An 18,815-nucleotide genomic window follows, 5' to 3' on the forward strand; every position below is an offset into this window, starting at 1 on the left:
ATGCGCGAGGCGGATTCTAGGGCGGCTCCACGCGCCGGTCGCGGCCGCCCGGTGGCGTCCGGAAGCTTAGAGCCTGCGGAGCACACCCGTAAGCAGGGTTTATGCCCGGTGGCATGCCACCGCAAGCAAGTCCCCCGTCAGGATTCCGGCAGCGGCGCCGCGCCGCCTGTCGCGAGGAAGGTCCAGAGCTCCTGCGCCGTGCCCTTGGCGGGCTGCTTGCGCGACGGACGTTCGCGATAGGCCCGCACCTCCATCACGATCTCCAGCGGCGGCAGCTCCGGCGGCGCCGCGGACACCAGCTTGCGCGCGCGCAGTTCCTTGCGCACGGCGCTGTACGGCAGGAAGGCGACGCCGTGCCCTTCCAGCGCCATCACCTTCAGGCCTTCGGCCATGTCGGTCTCGTAGACGCGGTCGAGGTGGATGGCGATGCCGGCCTGCTTGAGCAGCAGGTCGGTCACCTGCCCCAGGTAGGCGCCGGGGGCGTAGCCCAGGTAGGGCAGCGGCTGCGTGGACCGCCCGGGCAGGCGGAACAGCGGCTCGCCGTCCTCGCCGGGGCGGCAGTACGGCGCCAGCGACTCGGTGCCGAGCGTGACCATCTCGTAGCGGTCGGGGTCCAGCTGCAGCGGCTGCGCCGGGTGGTGGTAGGCGATCAGCACGTCGCAGTTGCCTTCCACCAGGCGCATCACGGCGTCGTGCACGTTCAGCGCGATCAGCCGGCTCTTGATCGGCCCGAACTTGCCGCGCAGGCTGGACACCCAGGCGGGGAAGAAGGTGAAGGCCAGCGTGTGCGGCACCGCGAACTCGATCATGTCGTGGCCGGCCGACGCATGCCCGCGCAGCATGGCGCGCGTGCTGTGCAGCGCCTGGAGCATTTCCAGCGATTGCGCGTAGAGCGTCTCGCCCGCGGGGGTCAGGCGCGTGGGGTAGGAGCTGCGGTCCACGAGGTCCGTGCCGGCCCAGGCTTCCAGCGCCTGGATGCGCCGCGAAAAGGCCGGCTGCGTCACGTGCCGCAATTGCGCCGAGCGGCTGAAGCTGCGCGTCTCGGCCAGGCTGACGAAGTCTTCCAGCCATTTGGTTTCCATGGCCGGGGATTATGACCACCGTCAGTCCGGCGGCCCCTTCAATTCCACCACGTTGCCCTCCGGATCCGTCACGTACATCGACGGTCCTTGCCCTTCCGCGCCGAAGCGCCGCGCCACGGCGCCCGGCTCCACGCCGTGCGCCCGCAGGTGCGCGCCGATCGCCTCGGCGTCCCAGTTCTCCACCCGCAGGCAGAAGTGGTCCATGTTGCGCCCTTCCCGTCCCGGCGCGGCGCCGCCGGCGCGGCCGATCTCGCTGTCCACCGGAACCAGGTCGATCAGCCCGCGGCCGGCGCGCAGCTGCACGAGGCGGATCTTCTCGTCGATGCGGTGCACGGGGCAGCCGAGCACCTCACCGTAGAAGCGGATCATGGCGTCCACGTCGCGCACGCGCAGGACGAGGTGGTCGATTTCGCGGATCTTCAGCATGGCTCTCCTCGTTGCCCGTGCAGGCATACGGCCAGACGATCTTCGCACCGGCGGGCAGCATCGTGCCATCCTCCAGCAGGACGGCCACGTCCACCCGCTTGTCCGCCTCGGGCAGCGCGCGCATGGCCTGCGAATCGAGCGGCAGGCTGCCGCGGTAGAGCGCCACCGGGTCCATCCAGCGCCCGTCCACGGGAATGATGCGCTCGTCCAGGTCGGCGAATCCCTCGACGGCGCTGAAGAACGCGGCGAAGTGGATCGCCGGCCGCCGTCGCACCGACTGCACGCCGGTGAGGTCGATCCCGGAGTTGCCGGTCGGCCCGAGCACCTGCCCCAGGCGGACGCGCTGTCCCGGCACCAGCGCGGGCAGCGCCGACAGGTGGGCGTACTGCGTGTAGATCCAGGCCGGGATGCCGGTGTCCTCGGGCGCGTGGCGCAGCACGATCTCGATGCCGCGGAAGCTGTGCTCACCGCGATGCACGGCGACCACCGTGCCGGCCGCCGCGGCGAGGATGGGCGTGCCGGCCGGCGCCGGCATGTCGATGCCGCCGTGCCACGCCTCGTGCCTGCGCTTGTGCGTGTAGGAGATCGCGTAGCCTTCGTCGATGCCGCGGCAGTGCGCCCCGGGCGGGAAGACGGGCACCAGGCCGGTTTCGAACAGGCCGCGCTGCACCGCCAGCGCCGTGTCGCAGTGGCGGAAGCGGCCGATCGCGCAGCGCGTCTCTGCGTCGGGCGCGTCCGCCGCCGCGCCGGCGAGGGGCAGCAGCGCGAGCAGCAGGGACGCCGCGGCTTTCATGCGTCCACGATAGCAAGGGGCGCGCGCTTTTCAAGCGACGGGCAAAGGCTTCAGAACTGCACGAGACGGGCGGTCACCTCGCCGTCGGCGATCCGCAGCTCGCCGGCGGAAATCGGCAGCTTGAAGCGGCGCGGCCCGGCGCTGCCCGGGTTCACGTACAGCACGCCATCGCGCTCCTGCACCTTCGGGTGGTGCGAGTGCCCGGAGACCACCACCCGCACGCCGGCGGGCAGGTCCAGTTCCTTCAGGTCGTGGATCACGTGCACGGCGACGCCGCCGAGTCGCACGGTGGCCGTTTCGGGCAACGCCGCCGCCCAGCCACCGCGGTCGTTGTTGCCGCGCACGACGGTGAGCGGCGCCAGTTCGCCCAAGGCCGCCAGCACCGTCTGGTCGCAGATGTCGCCGGCATGGACGATGTGCTCGCTGCCACGCAGCCAGTCCAGGACCTCCGGCCGCAGCAGCCCGTGCGTGTCCGAAACGAGGCCCACGCGCAGCGCCATGGGCTTCAGGCCCGCCGGACTTCCATCAGGCCGTTGCCCGTGGCGAAGGCATACACCTTGGGATCGCGCAACGCCAGGTGCAGCAGGATCCTGGGCGCCTGCCACATCACGACGCGATTGAGCGCGATGCCCGCGGCCACGAGCGCCGCGCCGGCCCAGATCGCGCCCAGCAGGGCCAGGGCGATCCCCAGGCCGATCACCGGCATGACCGCCACCAGCAGCAACAGCCGTTGCGACACGTAGCGGCGCGCGAGCTTCGGGTTGACCACCACGCGGAAGCGCCCGGCCGGCAGGCCGGCGCGGAAGTCCTCGTGGGCGACGTATTCGGCGAAGTCCTCGCCGGAAGCGGCCGGGTCCGCCATCACATCCCCATCACTTCGGCGAAGCGCTCGCCTTCGGCGCTCTGCTGCAGCGCCCACATGTCGGCGTAGCGGCCGCCGCGGGCCAGCAGTTCCGCGTGGCTGCCACGCTCGATGATGCGGCCGGCCTCCATCACCAGGATCTCGTGCGCGTCCACGACCGTGGACAGCCGGTGCGCGATCACCAGCGCCGTCTTGTTGCGCGCCGCGCTCTTCAGCTCGGCCTGGATCGCGCGCTCGTTGGCGCTGTCGAGCGCCGAGGTCGCCTCGTCGAAGATCAGGATGGGCGGGTTCTTCAGCAGCGTGCGCGCGATCGCCACGCGCTGCTTCTCGCCGCCGGAGAGCTTCAGCCCCCGCTCGCCCACCATGGTCTGGTAGCCGCGCGGCGTCGAGGCGATGAAGTCGTGGATGCGCGCGGCGCGCGCCGCCTCCTCCACCTGCTCGCGGCTGGCGCCGGGGCGGCCGTAGGCGATGTTGTATTCCACCGTGTCGTTGAACAGCACCGTGTCCTGCGGCACGATGCCGATCGCCTGCCGCACGCTCGCCTGCGTGACGTCGCGCACGTCGCGGCCGGCGATCGTGATGCGGCCCTGCTGCACGTCGTAGAAGCGGTAGAGCAGGCGCGCCAGGGTCGACTTGCCCGAGCCCGAGGGGCCCACCACCGCGACCGTCTTGCCGGACGGGATCTCGAAGCTGACGTCGTGCAGGATCGGGCGGCCGGGTTCGTAGGCGAAGTGGACGTGGTCGAAGCGGACGGTCCAGTCGGCCGCAGAGCCCTCACCCCCGCCCTCTCCCGCCAGCGGGAGGGGGCGTGCGCCCGGGCGGTCGGCGATCTCGCGTTCGCGGTCCATCAGCGTGAACATCTTGTCCAGGTCCGTGAGGCTCTGCTTGATCTCGCGGTACAGCACGCCCAGGAAGTTGAGCGGGATGTACAGCTGGATCATGAACGCGTTGACCATCACCAGGTCGCCCAGCGTCATGCGGCCGTCCACCACGCCCAGCGTGGCGCGCCAGAGCATCGCCACCAGGCCGATGGCGATCACCAGCTGCTGGCCGGTGTTCAGCAGCGACAGCGTGGTCTGGCTCTTGAGCCGCGCGCGGCGCAGGCGGTCCAGGCTCACGTCGTAGCGCTTCGCCTCGAACTCCTCGTTGTTGAAGTACTTGACGGTCTCGTAGTTCAGCAGCGAGTCCACCGCCTTGGTGTGCGCGGCGGAGTCGTATTCGTTGGCTTCGCGCCGGAACTTGGTGCGCCACTCGGTGACGCTCACCGTGAAGACGATGTAGACGACCAGCGCGCCGCCCGTGATCCAGGCGAACCAGGCGTCGAACTTCACGCCGAGGATGGACAGCACCAGCACCACTTCCACGAGCGTCGGCACGATGCTGTAGAGCGAATACGAGATCAGCGACTCGATGCCGCGCACCCCGCGCTCGATGTCGCGCGTCATGCCGCCGGTCTGCCGCTCCAGGTGGAAGCGCAGCGACAGCGAGTGCAGGTGCCGGAAGGTCTCCAGCGCGATGCTGCGCGCCGCCCCCTGGGTCGCCTTGGCGAACACCAGCTCGCGCAGCTCGGTGAAGAGCGTGGTGGACAGGCGCAGCAGGCCATAGGCGACCAGCAGCCCGACGGGCACGACCAGCATGGACGCCGCGCTCCCGGGCTTGACGTCCATGGCGTCGATCAGCTCCTTCAGCAGCATGGGCACGCCCACGTTGGCCAGCTTGGCGGCCAGCACGAACAGCAGCGCCGCCCCCACCCGCCACTTGTACCGGGCCAGGTAGGGGAACAGGCGCTTCAGGGTGCTCCAGTCGGAGCGGCCCGCCGCCGGGCCGGCGGGCGGGGGAGGCGGGAGGGAGGAGCGATCGCCGCTGCGGCGCATGGAGGACAATCCGTTCAGCTGATTCCCTCCAGATTGTGCCCATGTCCGCAAATCCAGGCGCGCGCCCCGCGCCCTCCTCCGCCCCGGCCGCCCCGCCCTCCGACAAGGAACTGGTGCTCAAGGTCATCCCCATGCCGGCGGACACCAACGGCAACGGCGACATCTTCGGCGGCTGGGTCATGGCCCAGGTCGACCTGGCGGGCTCGGTGATCCCGGCGCGGATCATCCGCGGCCGCATGGCGACGGTGGCCGTGAAGGAGTTCGTCTTCAAGCAGCCGGTGCGGGTGGGCGACATCCTGAGCTTCTATTCGTCCATCACGCGCATCGGCAACACCTCGATCACGGTCGACGTGGAAGTGTTCGCCGAGAGCTTCCGCGCGCAGGGCACCTTCTGCAAGGTGACCGAGGCGCTGCTGACCTACGTGGCGATCGACGAGAACGGCAAGCCGACGCCGATCCCGAAACCTTGAACCGGGGCCGGCGGCCACCGCGGCGCACCGTTTGTTGATACGCTCGCGCGGATGAGTTCGCCCAACCCGCTCAAGAATCCCGAGCTCGAATTCAAGGCGCTGCTCGTGCTGGTGCTGGTGGCGAGCGCGCTCTTCGCCCTGATCCTGTGGCCGTTCTTCGGCGCCGTGTGCTGGGCCGTGTTCATCGCGATCGTGTTCTGGCCCATGCACCAGCGCTTCCTGCAAGGCAGCCACGGCCGCCCGAACATGGCGGCCGCCGCCTCGCTCACCGTGATCCTGCTGATCGTGATCCTGCCGCTGGCCATGCTGGCGGCTTCGATCACGCAGGAGGCCTCGGTGTTCGTGGAGCGCATGCGCTCGGGGGAGCTGCAGATCTCCGTCTTCTTCGACCGGTTCCTGCAGGCGCTGCCCGAATGGGCCCGCTCCATGCTGCACCGCTTCGGCCTGGCCGACCTGGGCCTGCTGCAGCAGAAGCTCCTGGCCACGCTCAGCGCGAGCGGCCAGGCGCTCACCTCGCGGGTGGTCGGCATCGGGCAGGTCACGCTCGACTTCGTCGTCGCCTTCTTCCTGATGCTGTACATGCTGTTCTTCCTGTTCCGCGACGGCGAACAGCTCTCCGCCTCGGTGGCGCGCTCCATCCCCCTGCACCCGCAGCACACGCGGCGCCTGCTGACGCAGTTCGCCACCGTGGTGCGCGCCACCGTCAAGGGCAACATCGTCGTCGCCCTGGTGCAGGGCTCGCTGGGCGCCCTCGCCTTCTGGTTCCTGGGCCTGCGCGGGGCGGTGCTGTGGGGCGCCGTCATGGCGGTGCTGTCGCTGCTGCCCGCCGTGGGCGCCGCGATGGTGTGGGGGCCGGTGGCCGCCTGGTTCTTCTTCACGGGCGCCCCGATCAAGGGCGCCGGCCTGATCGTCTGGGGCGCGCTGGTGATCGGCCTGGTCGACAACGTCCTGCGCCCGGTGCTGGTGGGCAAGGACACGCGCATGCCCGACTACCTGGTGCTGCTCGCCACCCTCGGCGGCATCGTGGTGTTCGGCCTCAACGGCTTCGTGATCGGCCCCGTGATCGCCGCGGTGTTCCTGGTCAGCTGGGAGATGCTGGCCAGCGCCCGCCAGCAGACGGCGGTGCCGCCTCCGCGCTAGGCGCGCTCAGCCCGCGCCGCGCGGCGCCAGCGCCAGCAGCGCCTTGATCCCGTAGATCACGATCAGCGTGCCGGTGAGGTCGCCGATGAACATGGCGACGAAGCCGGACACCAGCCTGTCCTGCCCCATGAAGGCGAAGTACACGTGGTGCAGCAGCGGGCTGGCCAGGGAGAAGGCGAGCACCAGCACCAGCAGGCGCCCCGGCGTGAGGTTCACGAGCGAGGCTTCCATGCCGTAGAGGCCGCGCGCCAGCCGGTACACCCCGTAGGGCGCGGCGGCGGCGATGATGCCGCCCATGAAGGGGCGCTCGAACTGGCCGGGAAAGAACAGCCAGAAGCTCACGAGCCAGGAGACGAGCAGCAGGCCCACGGCGCCGGCTTCGGCGAACAGCAGCGTGCACAGCAGGCGCATGCCGGCGGGCAGGTACACGTAGTTGATGCCGGGCGTGAACTCGAAACGGCGGAACAGCCATTCGTTGAGGGCCAGCATGGCCGAAAACAGCACCATCGTCGCCAGCACCATGGCGGCCTGGAGGCGGAAGCGGTCGGGGTTCACCGTGTCGGGAGGGGGCAACGTCGTCTCGGAAGTTGCCCATCCTAACCGAGGGGGCGTGGCGTTTTTCCCGCACAATGCGGGCCTCGCTGTGAGACAAAGCTGCATGAGCAAGAGCAAAGGCGCGGCCGACATCTACATGCGCTTCCTGCAGTTGTCGGAGGTGATCCGGGGACTGCCTGCGCTGCCGCCGCTGGACCCCCTCGAGGAACGCATCCTGGCCTGGGTGGCGCGCGCCGCGCGCTCGGGCGAGCGCCTGTCCGTGCGCGACATGATGTCCAAGGACGAACTGGGCGCGCCCGCCACCATCCACGGCCGCCTGAAGTCCATGCGGCGCAAGGGCTGGATCCTGCTGGCCGACACCGAGGACGCGCGCCGCAAGCAGGTGGAACTCACCGAGGCGGCGCTGCAGCACTTCGCGCAGCTTTCGCGCTGCGTGCTGAAGGCCGCCCGGGGCAGCTGAAGCGGCGGGCTGCCTGTGCGGGCGGGCCTCAGGCCTGCATCTGCCGGCGGATGTTGTCCACGGTCGCGCCGTCGATGCCTTCGATCTTCATCAGGTCGTCCGGCGAATCGATGCGGCCCGACTGCCGGAACTCCACGATCCTGCGCGCCGTCGCGGGGCCCACGCCCCACAGCGCGTCGAGTTCCTCCTCGCTCGCGGTGTTCAGGTCCACGCGGCTGGTGCGACCCTTGCGGCGGGTGCCGCGCCGGTAGGGCGCCGCGTCCGAGAGCTCGTCGTCCTGACGCCGGCGCACCAGCTTGCTGAAGCGGCTGGGCTCGCCCGAGCCGGTCTTGTCCTGGTACAGGAAGGCCAGCTGGTTGCGCTCGAAGGCGTCGAACCAGCTGTCCCAGTCCATCGCCTCCAGGCTGTCGCCGCCGCTGTAGCCGGGGAAGTCGATCCGCAGGATGCCGGGGTCCTGGCCCCCGCCCGTGCCTTGCACGTGCGCGGGCCGGCCGCCGCGCGTCTCCACCCAGTCCATGATCGCCTGGTGGTCCGTGGTGCGTTGAGCGCTTGCCATGCCTCGTCCTTTCGTGTGCGGCCGCGCGGGGCGCGCAGCCCTCGGGGACATGCTAGGGCCGCCGTGCGCGCGCGCTCCCGGCGCTGTGCGCGGCCCGGCGTAGGCACCGTCCCTCGCCGGGTTCGCTCAGCCCGCCCCGCGGTCCACGGTGTAGTGGATCGTCTGCACGAGGATGCGCCCGTCCCGGATCAGGAAGGTGTCGGCCCCGCCGTGCACCGCGCCGACGGGCGAGCGGCCGCTCCAGACCAGGAAGGCGACCTCGCCCTCGACCTTGCAGAGCTCGTAGGTGTAGTTCCCGTCGGGAAAGCAGCGCTGCAGCTCCGCCGCCGAGGCGCGCACGCCGGCGTGGCCGCGGAAGGTGCCGGTACAGGTCATGAGCACCACGTCCTCGGCATAGTTGGCGGCGATGTCCTCGTCCAGCGCGTGCGCCTTCCGCAGCGCCAGGTGGCTCTCGAACACTTCGCGCGCGCTGCGCCCCGGGTCGCTCATGGAAGCCTCCGCGTCGGTCCCTGAGCGCCCGAGTATGTCCGCATACTTCGGTCCATGGGTTCCCTTGCCGCCATCCTGCAGGCCGTGCCGCGGCGCTACCTGCTGCCGCCCCTGCCGGCCGATGCCGAGGCGGCACGCGCGGCCGGCGCCGAGACCGCGCTGGCCTTCGCGCTCGAGGCCGCGCGCCGCGCGGCGGCGCGGGGCACGGCGCCGCCGGCCGACTGTGCGGAGCTGTTCACCGGCGCGATGGACGCCCTGATCCGCGCGGCGCTCGCGAGCCCCGGCGGCGACCCGTCCTTCCAGGCGCTGCTGCTGCGCGCGCAGGAGCCGCGGGTGGAGGACTACGTGGCGCTCGCCGCCCGGGCCGTGGCGGACCGGCGCGCCGTGCGCGCGGCCGTCGACGCGGTCGCGCATCCCGGCAAGCTGCACGGCCTGCCGCCCGGCGCGCTGCACGACGCACTGGCCGCGTTGCACGATGCGGCCGCCGCGGGCGCGTGGCCGCGACTCGAACAGGCGATCGCGCGCGTGCTGCCCGAGCTCGCGCAGGGACAGGCCCGCCTCCAGGCCCTGCTGCACGACGGCGTGCTGCAGCGCTTGCGACGCGGCGACGCCTTGCGGATCACGGATGCCGTGCAGCGCTACCTGGCGCTGTGCGCGCAGAACGGGCCGCTCGCGGGCAGCGATGCCGCGGCCTCGCAGGGCCGGGCCTCGGCGCGCGTGGGCGCCGGCGCGGAGAAGGAGGTCGTGCACGCCTTCCGCGCGCTCGCGCGCTGGCTCGATCGCGTCGAAGGCGGCAGGCACGCCGTCGTGCGCGGCCTGCGCACGCCCCGCGGCTTTCCCGCCGAAACGCGGGGGACCAAGGACGAATGGGACGCGGCCGTCCTGCGCGGCGGCGCCGACGGCATGGACGTGGTGCTGCTCGCGGAAGTGAAGGCCTCGCCGGCCGCGGCGGGCAGCGACTTCCCGCGCCTGCTGCGCGGACTGCAGCGGCTCGCGCAGGCGGACGCGGCCGCGACCTGGGCCTTCGCCTCGTCCGACGGCCCGGTGCGCATCACCGGCGCCTCCTTGCGCGCGCTGCAGCCGGCGGGGCACGCGCTGCCGCCGCAGGTGGTCTATGGCTGCACGGCGCCCGCGGAAGCGGCGCCCTCGCCGCTGGGCACGGCGGCCAAGGCCGTGCTGCTCACGCAAGCGCCCTGCGTCGCCTACGCAGGGCAGGTCGCGGGCGGTTCCACGCCCGATGCCGGACTGCTGCAGGCGATCTGGCAGGACCTGCCCTCGTCACCGCGCCTGCGCGGCGCGCTGCTGCAATACGAAAGTGCGCGCGCCGCGCGCGAGGCCATGCTGCACCCCGACGACCTGCTGGCCGCCCTCGCGCACGCCGCGCCCGCGGGCTGAGCCGCGGCCTCAGCGCGCCGGCGCGTGCGCGTCCGTCTCGGCCTCCAGCCGCACGCCGGAGCCGGCGATCTCCATGCTGCCGTCGCGGTGCACGATCACCGGCCTGCCGTCGGCGAGGCGGTACTCGGCCTGGCCGGTGGACTCCCAGTGCTCCCCGGCCATCGACAGGGACACGTCGGGCGCGAGGCGCTCGTACGCGCACACCTTGTAGCTGGCGCCGTCGGAGCCGCGCGCCATGAAAGAGTCGAGAAGCTGCAGGCGCAGGTCCATGGATGCTCCTTTCCGGACGAGATGACGTCGCGTGTTGGACCGGATCGGGCAGCCCGGGTTCCCGCCCCGCCACGGTGCGCGGCTCAGTCCGCCTGCGCACCATCGGGGGGCAGCTTGAGGCCCACGAGGAGAATGCTGTCGCCCTTCATTCCGCGCACCGCGAGCGTCGCATCGCCCAGCCGCAGCTGGTCGCCGACGATCGCGACGCGGCCCAGCGCGCGCGCCATCCATTCACCGAGCGAGCGGTGCTCGCCCGGCGGCAGCGGCAGCCCGTAGAACTCGCAGATCGAGGCCAGCGGCGCCGCTCCATCGAGAACGAAGTCGCCGAACAGCGCGCGCACGCGGCTCGTGTCACCCGGCTCGGGCAGCGCCACGTCGAAGCGGCGCGCCGCCGGCCCGATGGTCGTGCCCTGCAGCACCAGCGAGACGAACACGACGATGAAGGCCGCGTTGAACAGCGTCATCGCGCCCGGGATGCCGGCCATCAGCGGGAAGATCGCCAGTACCACGGGGACCGCGCCGCGCAGGCCGACCCACGCGATGAACCAGACCTCCTTGGCGCGGAAGCGAAAGGGCGCGAGGCAGATCCACACGGCGATCGGGCGCGCCACCAGCATCAGGATCGCGGCGATCGCCAGCGCCGGGGGCGCGACGTGGAACACGTCGGAAGGCGTGACCAGCAGCCCCAGCAGCAGGAACATGCCGGCCTGCGACAGCCAGGCATAGCCGTCCATGGCGGCCAGCACGGGCGCCGCGCGCGGTCCCGCGCGGTTGGCGACGATCATGCCGAACAGGTAGACGGCCAGGAAGCCCGAGCCGCCGGCCCAGCCCGTCGCCGCGAACACCGACAGGCCCGCCGCGGCGACCAGCAGCGCCACGATGCCGGGGTCGGCCGGCGGCAGCCGGTGCAGCAGCGCGGCCAGGGCGAGGCCGGCGCCGCCGCCGAGGATCGCCCCGAGGCCGAACTGCCGCCCGAAGGTCCACAGCGCGTCCATGGCGCCGCCCTCGTTCGCGCCGGTCGCGGCGATCAGCGTGATGAAGGTGAGCGTGAGGTACACCGCCATCGGGTCGTTCATGCCCGACTCGATCTCCAGCGTGGTCGCCACGCGCTCGTTCAGCGTGACGCCGGACTTCTTCAGCAGCGCGAACACGGCGGCCGCATCGGTGGAGCCGACGATCGCGCCGAGCAGCAGGCCCTCGCGCCAGCCGACATCGAGCAGCGCCGTCGCCGCCGCGCCCGTGATCAGCGCCGACACGCCCACGCCCACGGTGGCCAGCAGCAGCGAGGGCTTCAGCCCCGTGCGGAAGCTGGAAAAGGACGTGCGCAGGCCCCCATCGAGCAGGATGACGGCCAGCGCCACGTTGCCGACCCAGAAGCTGAGGGTGAAGTCGTCGAAGCGCAGCCCGCCCAGGCCGTCCTCGCCCGCCAGCACGCCCGCGAGCAGGAAGACCAGCAGGAAGGAGAAGCCGAAGCGCGCGGAGAACAGGCCCGACAGGACCGACAGGAAGACCAGCGCGGCGGCGGCCAGCAGGGGAACGTTGACGAAATCCACGCCCGGATGTTCGCACGCGCTCCGCGCGCCGGGCGTGCAGCGATTTCCGTAGGCCGGCCCCGGGCGTCAGGAAGCGAGCGCGGGCGCCACCACCTGCCGGGCCAGCAGCCCCGCCTCCCCTGCCTTCGCGGGCAGCACCAGCACGTCCGCCGGCGCCGAGGCCAGCACGCGCTGCGTGACGCCGCCCAGGAAGTAGTCGGCCAGCAGCCCGCGGCGGCGCTTGCCGATCACCATCAGTTCGACGTCGCCGCGCTGCGCGCGCTGCAGCGCCACGCTCGCGGCGTCGCCGAATTCCACGGCGGTGTCGGCATCGCCGGCCCGCGGCCCCGCGGCGCTGACGAGCTCGTGCAGCGCCACGTGCGCGCGCTGCGCGCGGAACTGCCGGTAGCCGCGCAGCGCCTGCTCGGAGCTGTCCATCTCGCGCAGCACGATCTCCTCGGACGTGTCCAGCGCGTGCAGCACCTCCAGCTGCGACCCGCGCGCGAGCGACCCCGCCAGCGCGATCTGCGCGGCGGCGCCCTCGGAGAGCGCCACCGGCACCAGCACGCGGCGGTAGGACGCGAGCGCCGGCCGCTTGACCACCAGCACCGGCGCGCGCGACAGCCGGATCAGCCGCTCGGCCTGCGTACCCATGATCCATTCGCGCAGCGGGTTGCCGCGGCGCGAGGGGATCACCAGCAGCGAGGCCTCGCGCGCCGCCGCGTTGGCCCGGCGCAGCACGCTGCCCGTGACCGGTTCCACCGCCAGCGGCACGTCCATGCGCGCGCGGATGTCGGCCACCAGTTCGTCGAGGGCGGCCTGCACGCGCGACAGCACCTTGGGCTCGGGCTGCGGGTGCAGCACGCGCAGCGTCGCGTCCAGCTCGCGCGCGACCATGGCGGCGCGCCACGCGGAGTTGATGGCGGCCGACGACAGGTCGCACACCGCGAGCACGGTGCGTTCGGAGGACGGCTGGGGATGCTGCTGCGCGTGCGGTCGCGCGGCAGCGGCGTGGACGCGGTATTCCATGACAACACTCCCTGGGACGGCGCCGGCGGAGGCCGGGCGGGTTGGCGCGTGGGGGCCCGGCGATCCGGTGTGCGCAACCAGGAGTGGAGCGCCGGGCTCAGGAGAGTGCTGTCTTCACGCGGCGCAGTCTAAGGTGCGCACACGCGAGGACCAACTGCAGCGCTCAATGTCCCTCCATCGCTTGCCAGAATGGACAGGGGCCGCGCTTGGTGCATCCACGTCCGCGGCCTATACTGCCCCGTCATGACCACCGCCTTCGTGCACCAGCCGGCCACCAGCGCGGCGCTGCTCCGCGCAGCGCCGGCGCGCGCGTGCGCGCTCGCTGCGCACCGGGCGGCGCTGCAGCGAACGCCCGCACATTCCTGAGCCCGGCGGTCCGCCTCCCTTCCCTTCCTTCCAAGCGCTGACATCGACCGCCGGGCACCGCCCCAGCGCATTTGCGCGCCCCTGGTGGCGCGCGCTCGAACGGAGTGCTTTCATGACGATGCCGATGGACGGCGAGCGCAAGCTCACCCGCGTGGATTTCGGACGGCTGCGGCGGCTGCTGGCCGCAAGCCCCGCGCCCGCGCTCGAGGACCTGCTGGCCGAGGCCGAGGTGGTGGACTCCCGGGAAATGCCCGCGGACGTGGTGACCATGTACGCGCAGTTCGAGATCGAGGAGGGCGCGACCGGGCGGCGCCAGAGCCTCGTGATCTGCTATCCCGGCGACGCGGACCCGGCCGCCGGCTACATCTCCGTGCTCTCGCCCGTGGGCCTCGCGCTGCTGGGACTGCGGGTGGGCGACGTCGCGCGTTGGCAGACGCCGGGCGGCGAGGCCCACTCGGCCGAGCTGCTCGCGGTGAAGTTCCAGCCGGAAGCCACGGGCGACTACGTGACGTAGCGCCATGGTGATCAAGTCCATCCTGGTCGTCACCGACCTGTCGGTGCACGAGGGCGTGGCCGTGCAGCGCGCCTGCCTGCTCGCCGACACCCACCGCGCGCTCCTCAAGCTGATGTACGCGCCCGGCCGCCACGACCCGCCGCTGCCCCGCGCGTCGAACCGCCTGGCCAACGCGGCCCGCCAGCTCGAGGAGATCCTGGAGCTGCGCGTGCGCACCGCGCGCGAGCACGCCACCGACGTCGCCGGCATCGCGCGCGAGGCGCGGGGCAGCGACCTCGTGGTGATGGCCTGGCGCGAGGAGCCCACGCTGGCCGCCCTGTTCGCGGGACAGCCCGTGCACGCGCTGCTGCGCCGCTGCAGCACGCCGGTTCTGGTGGCGCGCGGCGCGCCGCAGTCGCACTACAAGCGCATCCTCGTCGCGACCGACGCCACGCCGGCCTCGCAGGTGCGCACGCGCCTGGCCGCGCGGCTCGATCCGCTGGCCGAGGTGGAGCTGTTCGGCGGCACCGACGGACGCCGCGCGCAGTTGCCGCAGACGCACGCCGGCGACGACCTCGTGGTGGTCGGCCTGCGGCGGCGTTCCGCGTGGAGCGACTTCGCGTTCGGCAGCACCGCGCACCGTGCCCTGCGCCGCGCCGGCGGCGACGTGCTGGTGGTGCCGGAAGACTGCGTCCTGGCGACGCGCGGGCACGCGGCCTCGCGGCTCATGCCGCCGCCAGGCGCGGCGGCGGGCTCGCGAGGCGCCTGAAGCGTTCCACGCTCCAGCCGCTGCCGAACAGGACCATGCGCGTGCTGAAGTCCTGCAGCACCTCCGCGTCCACGCAGGCGCCGAGGTAGCGCAGCTCGCGCTCGTGCAGCTGCACGTAGCCGAGCGCGTGGCTGGCCGCGAGCTTGCGCCACAGCGCGTGCGCGCCCTCCGACTGGCGCGGTCCGCTCAGGAGGCACATGCCCGCGTTGAGCGCCCAGGCGTACACCGCGCTGGCGATGCCTTGCCGCGCGTAGTCGCTCGCGTAGCGCGAATGGGGCGCGCGCAGGAAGCGGTCGGCGTGGCGGTCGAGCTCCACCAGCCGGCTGAACACGGTGTAGCCGGCGAGGCAGCCGAGCGCCGTGTCTTCCACGTACACGAAGAACTCGCCGTCCGCTTCGCGGTAGCGGAAGGCCAGCTGCGGCACCCGCTCGCAGAGGATGGGCAGCGTGCGCAGCCTGGCCGCGTCCGCGCGCATGCGCGCGTAGCGGTCGCGCAGGTCCGTGTGCAGCGCGTGCTGCGGCAGGTCGACGTCGATGCGCATGGCTTCACTCCGCCGTGGCCAGCGCGTCGCCCACCCACCAGCCGCTCAGGAGGCCCTCGGGCCGCGCGCTCGCCGTGACGCGGGCGCTGGTCTCCCATTCCTCGCGCTGCACGGCCAGGCCCGCGAAGACGCCGTAGCCCGGGCCCGCCTGCAGTTCGCCGGCCGCCTCGATGCCTTCGCCGGCGCGGATCGCGCCGCCCGAGCGCAGGTCGCCGCCGGCCTTGATGCCCCAGCCCGCCTCGAGGTGCGTGCCGCAGTCGATGCTGCCGGCGCAGTGGATGCCGTGCGCCGCGCGCACGCCGGCCGCGGTCTGCAGCTCGCCGCGCACGTTGAGGCTGCGGTCACAGCGCAGCTCGCCGCGCACAGCCAGGTCGCCGGCGACCAGCACCGTGCCGCCCGCGCGCAGGCTGCTGCCGCATTCCACGTGGCCGCGCACCTTGAGCGTGCCGCCGGCGTGCAGGTGGCCTTGCGCACGCGCGTGCCATTCCACGCGCAGGTCGCCGCCGGCGTCGCAATCGCCCGCGCACTGCAGGCCGCCGGCCACGCGCAGGTCCGCGCCCGCGCGCACGAGGCGGCCGGCGCGCACGGTGCCGCCGCAGCGGATCGAGCGGCCCGCGCGCAGCACGCTCGCGACATCGATGCTGCCGCGCACCTCGATCGTGCCGGCGAACACGACGGCCTCGGCCTCGATCGCGTCGAGTCGCAGCGTCGCGTTGGTGGGGCCGAACTGGTCGAGCAGCCAGCATGCGTCGTCGACGCGGCCGGCGGCCACCAGGGAATCCAGCAGCTGCTGGTAGTCGCTGCCGTCCTCGTGGTGGCGGAGGAACCAGCGGAAGCCCTCGGCGCAGGGGCTCTTCAGGCGGACGAAACTTCTCGTGAAATCCATGGACCGGAACTCGCAGGGCACGGCGCCGCGCGATGCGGCCGCCGGGCGATGGGGCGCATTGGTGGGCCCGGCGGTCGATGGTTGCGCTGCTTGGCGAGGCGGACCGCCGGGCTCAGGAAGGTGCGGAGCTTCGGAGCATGGGGCCGGGAGTATAGGCCGCGTGCGGCGGCGCCGCGGCTATTCTGGCAAGGAGTGTCAGGGCATCGCAGCAAAACGCGTGCCGGCCTATACTGCGGCGGCCATGAACAACCGCCGAGCATCGACCCTGCACGTACGCGTCGCGCGATCCGCGACGCGCGCTGCCGCGCGCCCGATGCATGCGCCGTGCCAACGACGCACGCCCGCACTTCCCTGAGCCCGGCGGTCCACCTGTTCCCTCCACAGCGCTGACCTTCGACCGCCGGGCCCGCTCCGGCGCATTGCTCGATGGGAGTGCTCGATGCAGGGACTGCACCTGACGATGGACCTTTACGGCTGCGACTGTCCGCCCGGACGGATGACGCAGGAAGCGACGCTCGCGCAGCTTTGCCGCGAGCGCACCACCGCCGCGGGCCTGACCGTGGTCGCCGAGAAGTGGCACACCTTTCCCAGCTGGCAGGGCCAGCCGGGCGGCGTGACGGGCATGCTGCTGCTGGCCGAATCCCACCTGGCCGTGCACACCTGGCCGGAGCGGCGCGCGGTGACGCTGGACGTCTACGTCTGCAACTTCACCGAGGACAACACGGGCAAGGCGCAGGCGCTGATCGCCCAGCTGAAGGACGCGTTCCAGCCGCAGCGCGCGCTGCAGCAGAGCCTGCAGCGGGGCGAGGAGCCCCCGCCCGCGTCGCAGGCCGCCGAGGGCGAACTGGTCCTGGAGTCGCTCGACGCCCACACCACGCACGGCTTCCGCTTCGCGAAGCGGCTGCTCTCGCGGCGCACGCCCTTCCAGCAGCTGGACCTGCTGCACTCCGAGCAGCTGGGGCGCACGCTGATGCTCGATGGCGCCTTCATGACCTCGGAGGCCGACGAATTCTTCTACCACGAGGCGCTCGTGCACCCGGCCGCGCTGGCGCACGCGGCGCCGCGGCGCGCGCTGATCCTGGGCGGCGGCGACGGCGGCGCGGCGGAGGAACTGCTCAAGCACCCGACCATCGAGCAGGTCACGCTGGTGGACCTCGATGCGGACGTGGTCGCCGTCGCGCGCGAGCACCTGGTGTCCATCCACCGCGGCGCGCTGGACGACCCGCGCGTGCAGGTCCGCTGCGAGGACGGCGTGGCCTTCGTGCGCACGACGCCCGACCGCTACGACCTGGTGCTGCTGGACCTGACCGACCCGGAAACGCCGGCCGGCCCGCTGTACACGCCCGCCTTCCTGCGCGAGCTGCGCGGCGTGCTCGCGCCCGGCGGCGCGGTGGTGCTGCACCTGGGCGCGCCCTTCCACGAACCGGGGCAGGTGCGGGCACTCGCGCAGTCGCTGCAGGAAGCCTTCGACAAGGTCTCGCCCTACGGCCTGCACGTGCCGCTGTACGGCGCGTACTGGGGCTTCGCCGTGGCCTCGGACCGGCTGGCGCCGGCGCGCGTCGGCGCGGGCGAGATCCAGGAACGGCTGGCCGGGCGCGGCATCGGGCGCCTGCGCTACTACAACGCGGGCGTGCATGGCGCGCTGTTCGCGCTGCCGACCTTCTACCAGGAATTGGTGGAGGGGCCGGCGCGCGTCCCGGCCTGATGGACGCCCAGATGGGCGCCGCCCTCCTGGGCGCGCAACCGCGTCCGCCCCTGCGCGACCCGTTCGACCTGCTGCCGCTGCGGCAGGTCGTGCGGCCGTCCGGCGCGGCGGCGCCCGCGTTCGCGCGGCAGTCGCTGCTGGACGGCCTGTCGCGGCCGGTGCGCTTCCGCATCAGCCGCTACGGCGAAGGCGGCCAGATCCTCGCGGTGAGCGAGCAGGCGCTGTCGGAGGGCCGCGCGGTGCTGCGCCAGGCCTACGGCGACCTGGTCAGCTTCGGCGCGCCGACGGTCCACACCTACGTGGACCCGCAGCGCGAGATGCTGATGGAGCCGCTGATGTACATGCGCATCGACGCGCCGAAGGCGCAGCGGCGCGAGCTGCTGGCGTTGCTGGAGGACCGCGGCGCCGAGCTGCAGGAAGTGGACCAGCAGCGCCACCGCGTGGTGGTGCGCGCCGAGATCCGGCTGGCGCGGCTGCTGGGGCTGGAGCACGAGATCCTGGCGCTGGGCGACGGGTCCGCGCACGTGCTGTGCTGGCTGCTGCGCTATGAACGCGCGGCCGCATAGGCGGCCGTCGCGGCCAGGGTGCCCGCGACGTCGAGGTCCGCCTCGCTGACGCCCGGCGGCAGGACGATGACGCCGTCGTCGTCCGCCACCAGCCGCGTGCCGGGCGTGAAGGTGGCGTTGCCGAAGCGCAGCGGCACGTCGACGGCGGCGGTCCCGCCCTTGTCGGCGCGCCGCGGCGCCGTGCCCAGCGCCTTCACGCCGATGTCCATGGCATCAAGCTCGTTGCGGTCGCGCACCCAGCCGTTCACCACGAGGCCTTCCCAGCCGCTGCGGCCGATGATCGCGCCCATGACGTCGCCGAACACGGCCCGCCACGGCAGCCCGCCCGCGTCCACCACGAGCACGTGGCCGGCGCCCGGCTGATGCACGATGTCGCGCAACGCCGCCAGGCCGCCCTCGCAGCGGACCGTGCGGATGGCGCCGGCGAAGCGCCGCCGGCGGCCGAAGCCCAGAAAGGGCAGTTCGCACACCTGCGCTTCGGCGCAGGCATCGCACAGGTCCGTGGTCTTCCAGTTCATGGCCGTAGTCTCGCCGATCCGGCGCGCGGGTCGATCAC

The 18,815-nt window shown here is 72.6% G+C and carries 24 protein-coding genes; 9 read left to right on the top strand and 15 right to left on the bottom strand.

Annotation, left to right across the window (positions count from 1 at the left end; all coding sequences use genetic code 11):
- Positions 1 to 137 precede the first annotated feature (137 nt).
- The 6 genes from ACY0MJ_RS00475 to ACY0MJ_RS00500 are packed head-to-tail and all read right to left on the bottom strand — an operon-like array spanning position 138 to position 5,037.
- On the bottom strand, positions 138 to 1,082 hold the full coding sequence (locus ACY0MJ_RS00475; RefSeq protein WP_462636266.1) for a LysR substrate-binding domain-containing protein: 945 nt from the start codon (positions 1,080 to 1,082) through the stop codon (positions 138 to 140).
- A 21-nt stretch (positions 1,083 to 1,103) separates the two neighbouring features.
- Positions 1,104 to 1,508 (bottom strand): VOC family protein, encoded by a 405-nt coding sequence (locus ACY0MJ_RS00480; RefSeq protein WP_462636267.1) that lies wholly within the window; start codon positions 1,506 to 1,508, stop codon positions 1,104 to 1,106.
- Complete coding sequence (locus ACY0MJ_RS00485; protein WP_462636268.1) at positions 1,432 to 2,301, bottom strand: M23 family metallopeptidase; 870 nt, start codon at positions 2,299 to 2,301, stop codon at positions 1,432 to 1,434. The genes ACY0MJ_RS00480 and ACY0MJ_RS00485 overlap by 77 nt, the downstream gene beginning before the upstream one ends.
- Positions 2,302 to 2,351: 50 nt before the next feature.
- Positions 2,352 to 2,801, bottom strand: coding sequence for a metallophosphoesterase family protein (locus tag ACY0MJ_RS00490; protein WP_462636270.1), 450 nt, complete (start codon positions 2,799 to 2,801; stop codon positions 2,352 to 2,354).
- 5 nt (positions 2,802 to 2,806) lie between these two features.
- Positions 2,807 to 3,163 (bottom strand): hypothetical protein, encoded by a 357-nt coding sequence (locus ACY0MJ_RS00495; RefSeq protein ID WP_462636272.1) that lies wholly within the window; start codon positions 3,161 to 3,163, stop codon positions 2,807 to 2,809.
- Positions 3,163 to 5,037: an ABCB family ABC transporter ATP-binding protein/permease gene (locus tag ACY0MJ_RS00500; RefSeq protein ID WP_462636274.1), complete on the bottom strand. Its 1,875-nt coding sequence runs from the start codon at positions 5,035 to 5,037 to the stop codon at positions 3,163 to 3,165. Before ACY0MJ_RS00500 ends, ACY0MJ_RS00495 begins: the two co-directional genes overlap by 1 nt.
- A gap of 41 nt (positions 5,038 to 5,078) precedes the next feature.
- On the opposite strand from ACY0MJ_RS00500, the gene ACY0MJ_RS00505 reads away from it, so the two are divergent.
- Positions 5,079 to 5,507, top strand: a complete 429-nt coding sequence (locus tag ACY0MJ_RS00505) for an acyl-CoA thioesterase (protein WP_462636275.1) — start codon at positions 5,079 to 5,081, stop codon at positions 5,505 to 5,507.
- 51 nt (positions 5,508 to 5,558) lie between these two features.
- Complete coding sequence (locus ACY0MJ_RS00510; protein WP_462636277.1) at positions 5,559 to 6,647, top strand: AI-2E family transporter; 1,089 nt, start codon at positions 5,559 to 5,561, stop codon at positions 6,645 to 6,647.
- Between the two features lie 6 nt (positions 6,648 to 6,653).
- Here the strand turns inward: ACY0MJ_RS00510 and ACY0MJ_RS00515 are convergent, their stop codons facing one another.
- Entirely contained in the window at positions 6,654 to 7,136 is a 483-nt protein-coding gene (locus ACY0MJ_RS00515) for a hypothetical protein (RefSeq protein WP_462636690.1), read from the bottom strand.
- 169 nt (positions 7,137 to 7,305) lie between these two features.
- Between ACY0MJ_RS00515 and ACY0MJ_RS00520 the strand changes: the two genes are divergently transcribed.
- Positions 7,306 to 7,662, top strand: a complete 357-nt coding sequence (locus ACY0MJ_RS00520; protein WP_462636279.1) for a winged helix-turn-helix domain-containing protein — start codon at positions 7,306 to 7,308, stop codon at positions 7,660 to 7,662.
- Between the two features lie 28 nt (positions 7,663 to 7,690).
- Here the strand turns inward: ACY0MJ_RS00520 and ACY0MJ_RS00525 are convergent, their stop codons facing one another.
- Together ACY0MJ_RS00525 and ACY0MJ_RS00530 are read right to left on the bottom strand one after the other, a co-directional pair.
- A complete protein-coding gene (locus ACY0MJ_RS00525; RefSeq protein WP_462636280.1) occupies positions 7,691 to 8,218 on the bottom strand; it encodes a ComEA family DNA-binding protein in 528 nt (175 codons plus the stop codon).
- Positions 8,219 to 8,344: 126 nt separating this feature from the next.
- Positions 8,345 to 8,707, bottom strand: a complete 363-nt coding sequence (locus tag ACY0MJ_RS00530) for a nuclear transport factor 2 family protein (protein WP_462636282.1) — start codon at positions 8,705 to 8,707, stop codon at positions 8,345 to 8,347.
- A 54-nt stretch (positions 8,708 to 8,761) separates the two neighbouring features.
- Here ACY0MJ_RS00530 and ACY0MJ_RS00535 point away from each other — a divergent pair, with 54 nt between their 5' ends.
- A complete protein-coding gene (locus tag ACY0MJ_RS00535; protein WP_462636284.1) occupies positions 8,762 to 10,102 on the top strand; it encodes a hypothetical protein in 1,341 nt (446 codons plus the stop codon).
- Between the two features lie 9 nt (positions 10,103 to 10,111).
- On the opposite strand, the gene ACY0MJ_RS00540 is transcribed toward ACY0MJ_RS00535, so the two are convergent.
- The 3 genes from ACY0MJ_RS00540 to ACY0MJ_RS00550 form a co-directional block, all read right to left on the bottom strand.
- Positions 10,112 to 10,372, bottom strand: coding sequence for a hypothetical protein (locus tag ACY0MJ_RS00540; RefSeq protein WP_462636285.1), 261 nt, complete (start codon positions 10,370 to 10,372; stop codon positions 10,112 to 10,114).
- An 83-nt stretch (positions 10,373 to 10,455) separates the two neighbouring features.
- Complete coding sequence (locus tag ACY0MJ_RS00545; RefSeq protein WP_462636286.1) at positions 10,456 to 11,925, bottom strand: potassium/proton antiporter; 1,470 nt, start codon at positions 11,923 to 11,925, stop codon at positions 10,456 to 10,458.
- A gap of 66 nt (positions 11,926 to 11,991) precedes the next feature.
- Positions 11,992 to 12,933, bottom strand: coding sequence for a universal stress protein (locus ACY0MJ_RS00550; RefSeq protein WP_462636287.1), 942 nt, complete (start codon positions 12,931 to 12,933; stop codon positions 11,992 to 11,994).
- Between the two features lie 243 nt (positions 12,934 to 13,176).
- Between ACY0MJ_RS00550 and ACY0MJ_RS00555 the strand changes: the two genes are divergently transcribed.
- The 3 genes from ACY0MJ_RS00555 (at position 13,177) to ACY0MJ_RS00565 (ending at position 14,561) form a co-directional block, all read left to right on the top strand.
- Complete coding sequence (locus ACY0MJ_RS00555) at positions 13,177 to 13,299, top strand: hypothetical protein (RefSeq protein WP_462636289.1); 123 nt, start codon at positions 13,177 to 13,179, stop codon at positions 13,297 to 13,299.
- Positions 13,300 to 13,411: 112 nt separating this feature from the next.
- Positions 13,412 to 13,813 (top strand): GreA/GreB family elongation factor, encoded by a 402-nt coding sequence (locus ACY0MJ_RS00560; protein WP_462636290.1) that lies wholly within the window; start codon positions 13,412 to 13,414, stop codon positions 13,811 to 13,813.
- A gap of 4 nt (positions 13,814 to 13,817) precedes the next feature.
- On the top strand, positions 13,818 to 14,561 hold the full coding sequence (locus ACY0MJ_RS00565) for a universal stress protein (RefSeq protein WP_462636292.1): 744 nt from the start codon (positions 13,818 to 13,820) through the stop codon (positions 14,559 to 14,561).
- Here the strand turns inward: ACY0MJ_RS00565 and ACY0MJ_RS00570 are convergent.
- The gene (locus ACY0MJ_RS00570) at positions 14,518 to 15,102 is read right to left on the bottom strand and encodes an N-acetyltransferase (protein WP_462636293.1); all 585 of its coding nucleotides are present in this window, start codon (positions 15,100 to 15,102) and stop codon (positions 14,518 to 14,520) included. The genes ACY0MJ_RS00565 and ACY0MJ_RS00570 overlap by 44 nt on opposite strands.
- Positions 15,103 to 15,106: 4 nt before the next feature.
- On the bottom strand, positions 15,107 to 15,988 hold the full coding sequence (locus ACY0MJ_RS00575) for a hypothetical protein (protein ID WP_462636294.1): 882 nt from the start codon (positions 15,986 to 15,988) through the stop codon (positions 15,107 to 15,109).
- 439 nt (positions 15,989 to 16,427) lie between these two features.
- On the opposite strand from ACY0MJ_RS00575, the gene speE reads away from it, so the two are divergent.
- Together speE and ACY0MJ_RS00585 are read left to right on the top strand one after the other, a co-directional pair.
- Positions 16,428 to 17,693, top strand: a complete 1,266-nt coding sequence (gene speE / locus ACY0MJ_RS00580) for a polyamine aminopropyltransferase (RefSeq protein WP_462636295.1) — start codon at positions 16,428 to 16,430, stop codon at positions 17,691 to 17,693.
- Between the two features lie 11 nt (positions 17,694 to 17,704).
- Positions 17,705 to 18,259, top strand: coding sequence for a hypothetical protein (locus tag ACY0MJ_RS00585; protein WP_462636297.1), 555 nt, complete (start codon positions 17,705 to 17,707; stop codon positions 18,257 to 18,259).
- Here the strand turns inward: ACY0MJ_RS00585 and rraA are convergent.
- Positions 18,238 to 18,777, bottom strand: coding sequence for a ribonuclease E activity regulator RraA (gene rraA / locus ACY0MJ_RS00590; RefSeq protein ID WP_462636299.1), 540 nt, complete (start codon positions 18,775 to 18,777; stop codon positions 18,238 to 18,240). The two genes, ACY0MJ_RS00585 and rraA, sit on opposite strands and share 22 nt — an antisense overlap.
- Between the last annotated feature and the right edge of the window lie 38 nt (positions 18,778 to 18,815).

This window comes from Ramlibacter sp. bp-362, from assembly GCF_054956735.1.

Bases quoted from the DNA above. Each gene is read 5' to 3' on its own strand.
- rraA (WP_462636299.1), bottom strand. From the start codon at position 18,777: ATGAACTGGAAGACCACGGACCTGTGCGATGCCTGCGCCGAAGCGCAG.
- ACY0MJ_RS00570 (WP_462636293.1), bottom strand. From the start codon at position 15,102: ATGCGCATCGACGTCGACCTGCCGCAGCACGCGCTGCACACGGACCTG.
- ACY0MJ_RS00475 (WP_462636266.1), bottom strand. From the start codon at position 1,082: ATGGAAACCAAATGGCTGGAAGACTTCGTCAGCCTGGCCGAGACGCGC.
- ACY0MJ_RS00555 (WP_462636289.1), top strand. From the start codon at position 13,177: ATGACCACCGCCTTCGTGCACCAGCCGGCCACCAGCGCGGCGCTGCTC.
- ACY0MJ_RS00530 (WP_462636282.1), bottom strand. From the start codon at position 8,707: ATGAGCGACCCGGGGCGCAGCGCGCGCGAAGTGTTCGAGAGCCACCTG.
- ACY0MJ_RS00585 (WP_462636297.1), top strand. From the start codon at position 17,705: ATGGGCGCCGCCCTCCTGGGCGCGCAACCGCGTCCGCCCCTGCGCGAC.
- ACY0MJ_RS00575 (WP_462636294.1), bottom strand. From the start codon at position 15,988: ATGGATTTCACGAGAAGTTTCGTCCGCCTGAAGAGCCCCTGCGCCGAG.
- ACY0MJ_RS00490 (WP_462636270.1), bottom strand. From the start codon at position 2,801: ATGGCGCTGCGCGTGGGCCTCGTTTCGGACACGCACGGGCTGCTGCGG.
- ACY0MJ_RS00565 (WP_462636292.1), top strand. From the start codon at position 13,818: ATGGTGATCAAGTCCATCCTGGTCGTCACCGACCTGTCGGTGCACGAG.
- ACY0MJ_RS00500 (WP_462636274.1), bottom strand. From the start codon at position 5,037: ATGCGCCGCAGCGGCGATCGCTCCTCCCTCCCGCCTCCCCCGCCCGCC.
- ACY0MJ_RS00540 (WP_462636285.1), bottom strand. From the start codon at position 10,372: ATGGACCTGCGCCTGCAGCTTCTCGACTCTTTCATGGCGCGCGGCTCC.
- ACY0MJ_RS00535 (WP_462636284.1), top strand. From the start codon at position 8,762: ATGGGTTCCCTTGCCGCCATCCTGCAGGCCGTGCCGCGGCGCTACCTG.
- ACY0MJ_RS00560 (WP_462636290.1), top strand. From the start codon at position 13,412: ATGACGATGCCGATGGACGGCGAGCGCAAGCTCACCCGCGTGGATTTC.
- ACY0MJ_RS00550 (WP_462636287.1), bottom strand. From the start codon at position 12,933: ATGGAATACCGCGTCCACGCCGCTGCCGCGCGACCGCACGCGCAGCAG.
- speE (WP_462636295.1), top strand. From the start codon at position 16,428: ATGCAGGGACTGCACCTGACGATGGACCTTTACGGCTGCGACTGTCCG.
- ACY0MJ_RS00505 (WP_462636275.1), top strand. From the start codon at position 5,079: ATGTCCGCAAATCCAGGCGCGCGCCCCGCGCCCTCCTCCGCCCCGGCC.
- ACY0MJ_RS00510 (WP_462636277.1), top strand. From the start codon at position 5,559: ATGAGTTCGCCCAACCCGCTCAAGAATCCCGAGCTCGAATTCAAGGCG.
- ACY0MJ_RS00485 (WP_462636268.1), bottom strand. From the start codon at position 2,301: ATGAAAGCCGCGGCGTCCCTGCTGCTCGCGCTGCTGCCCCTCGCCGGC.
- ACY0MJ_RS00520 (WP_462636279.1), top strand. From the start codon at position 7,306: ATGAGCAAGAGCAAAGGCGCGGCCGACATCTACATGCGCTTCCTGCAG.
- ACY0MJ_RS00495 (WP_462636272.1), bottom strand. From the start codon at position 3,163: ATGGCGGACCCGGCCGCTTCCGGCGAGGACTTCGCCGAATACGTCGCC.
- ACY0MJ_RS00515 (WP_462636690.1), bottom strand. From the start codon at position 7,136: ATGCTGGCCCTCAACGAATGGCTGTTCCGCCGTTTCGAGTTCACGCCC.
- ACY0MJ_RS00525 (WP_462636280.1), bottom strand. From the start codon at position 8,218: ATGGCAAGCGCTCAACGCACCACGGACCACCAGGCGATCATGGACTGG.
- ACY0MJ_RS00480 (WP_462636267.1), bottom strand. From the start codon at position 1,508: ATGCTGAAGATCCGCGAAATCGACCACCTCGTCCTGCGCGTGCGCGAC.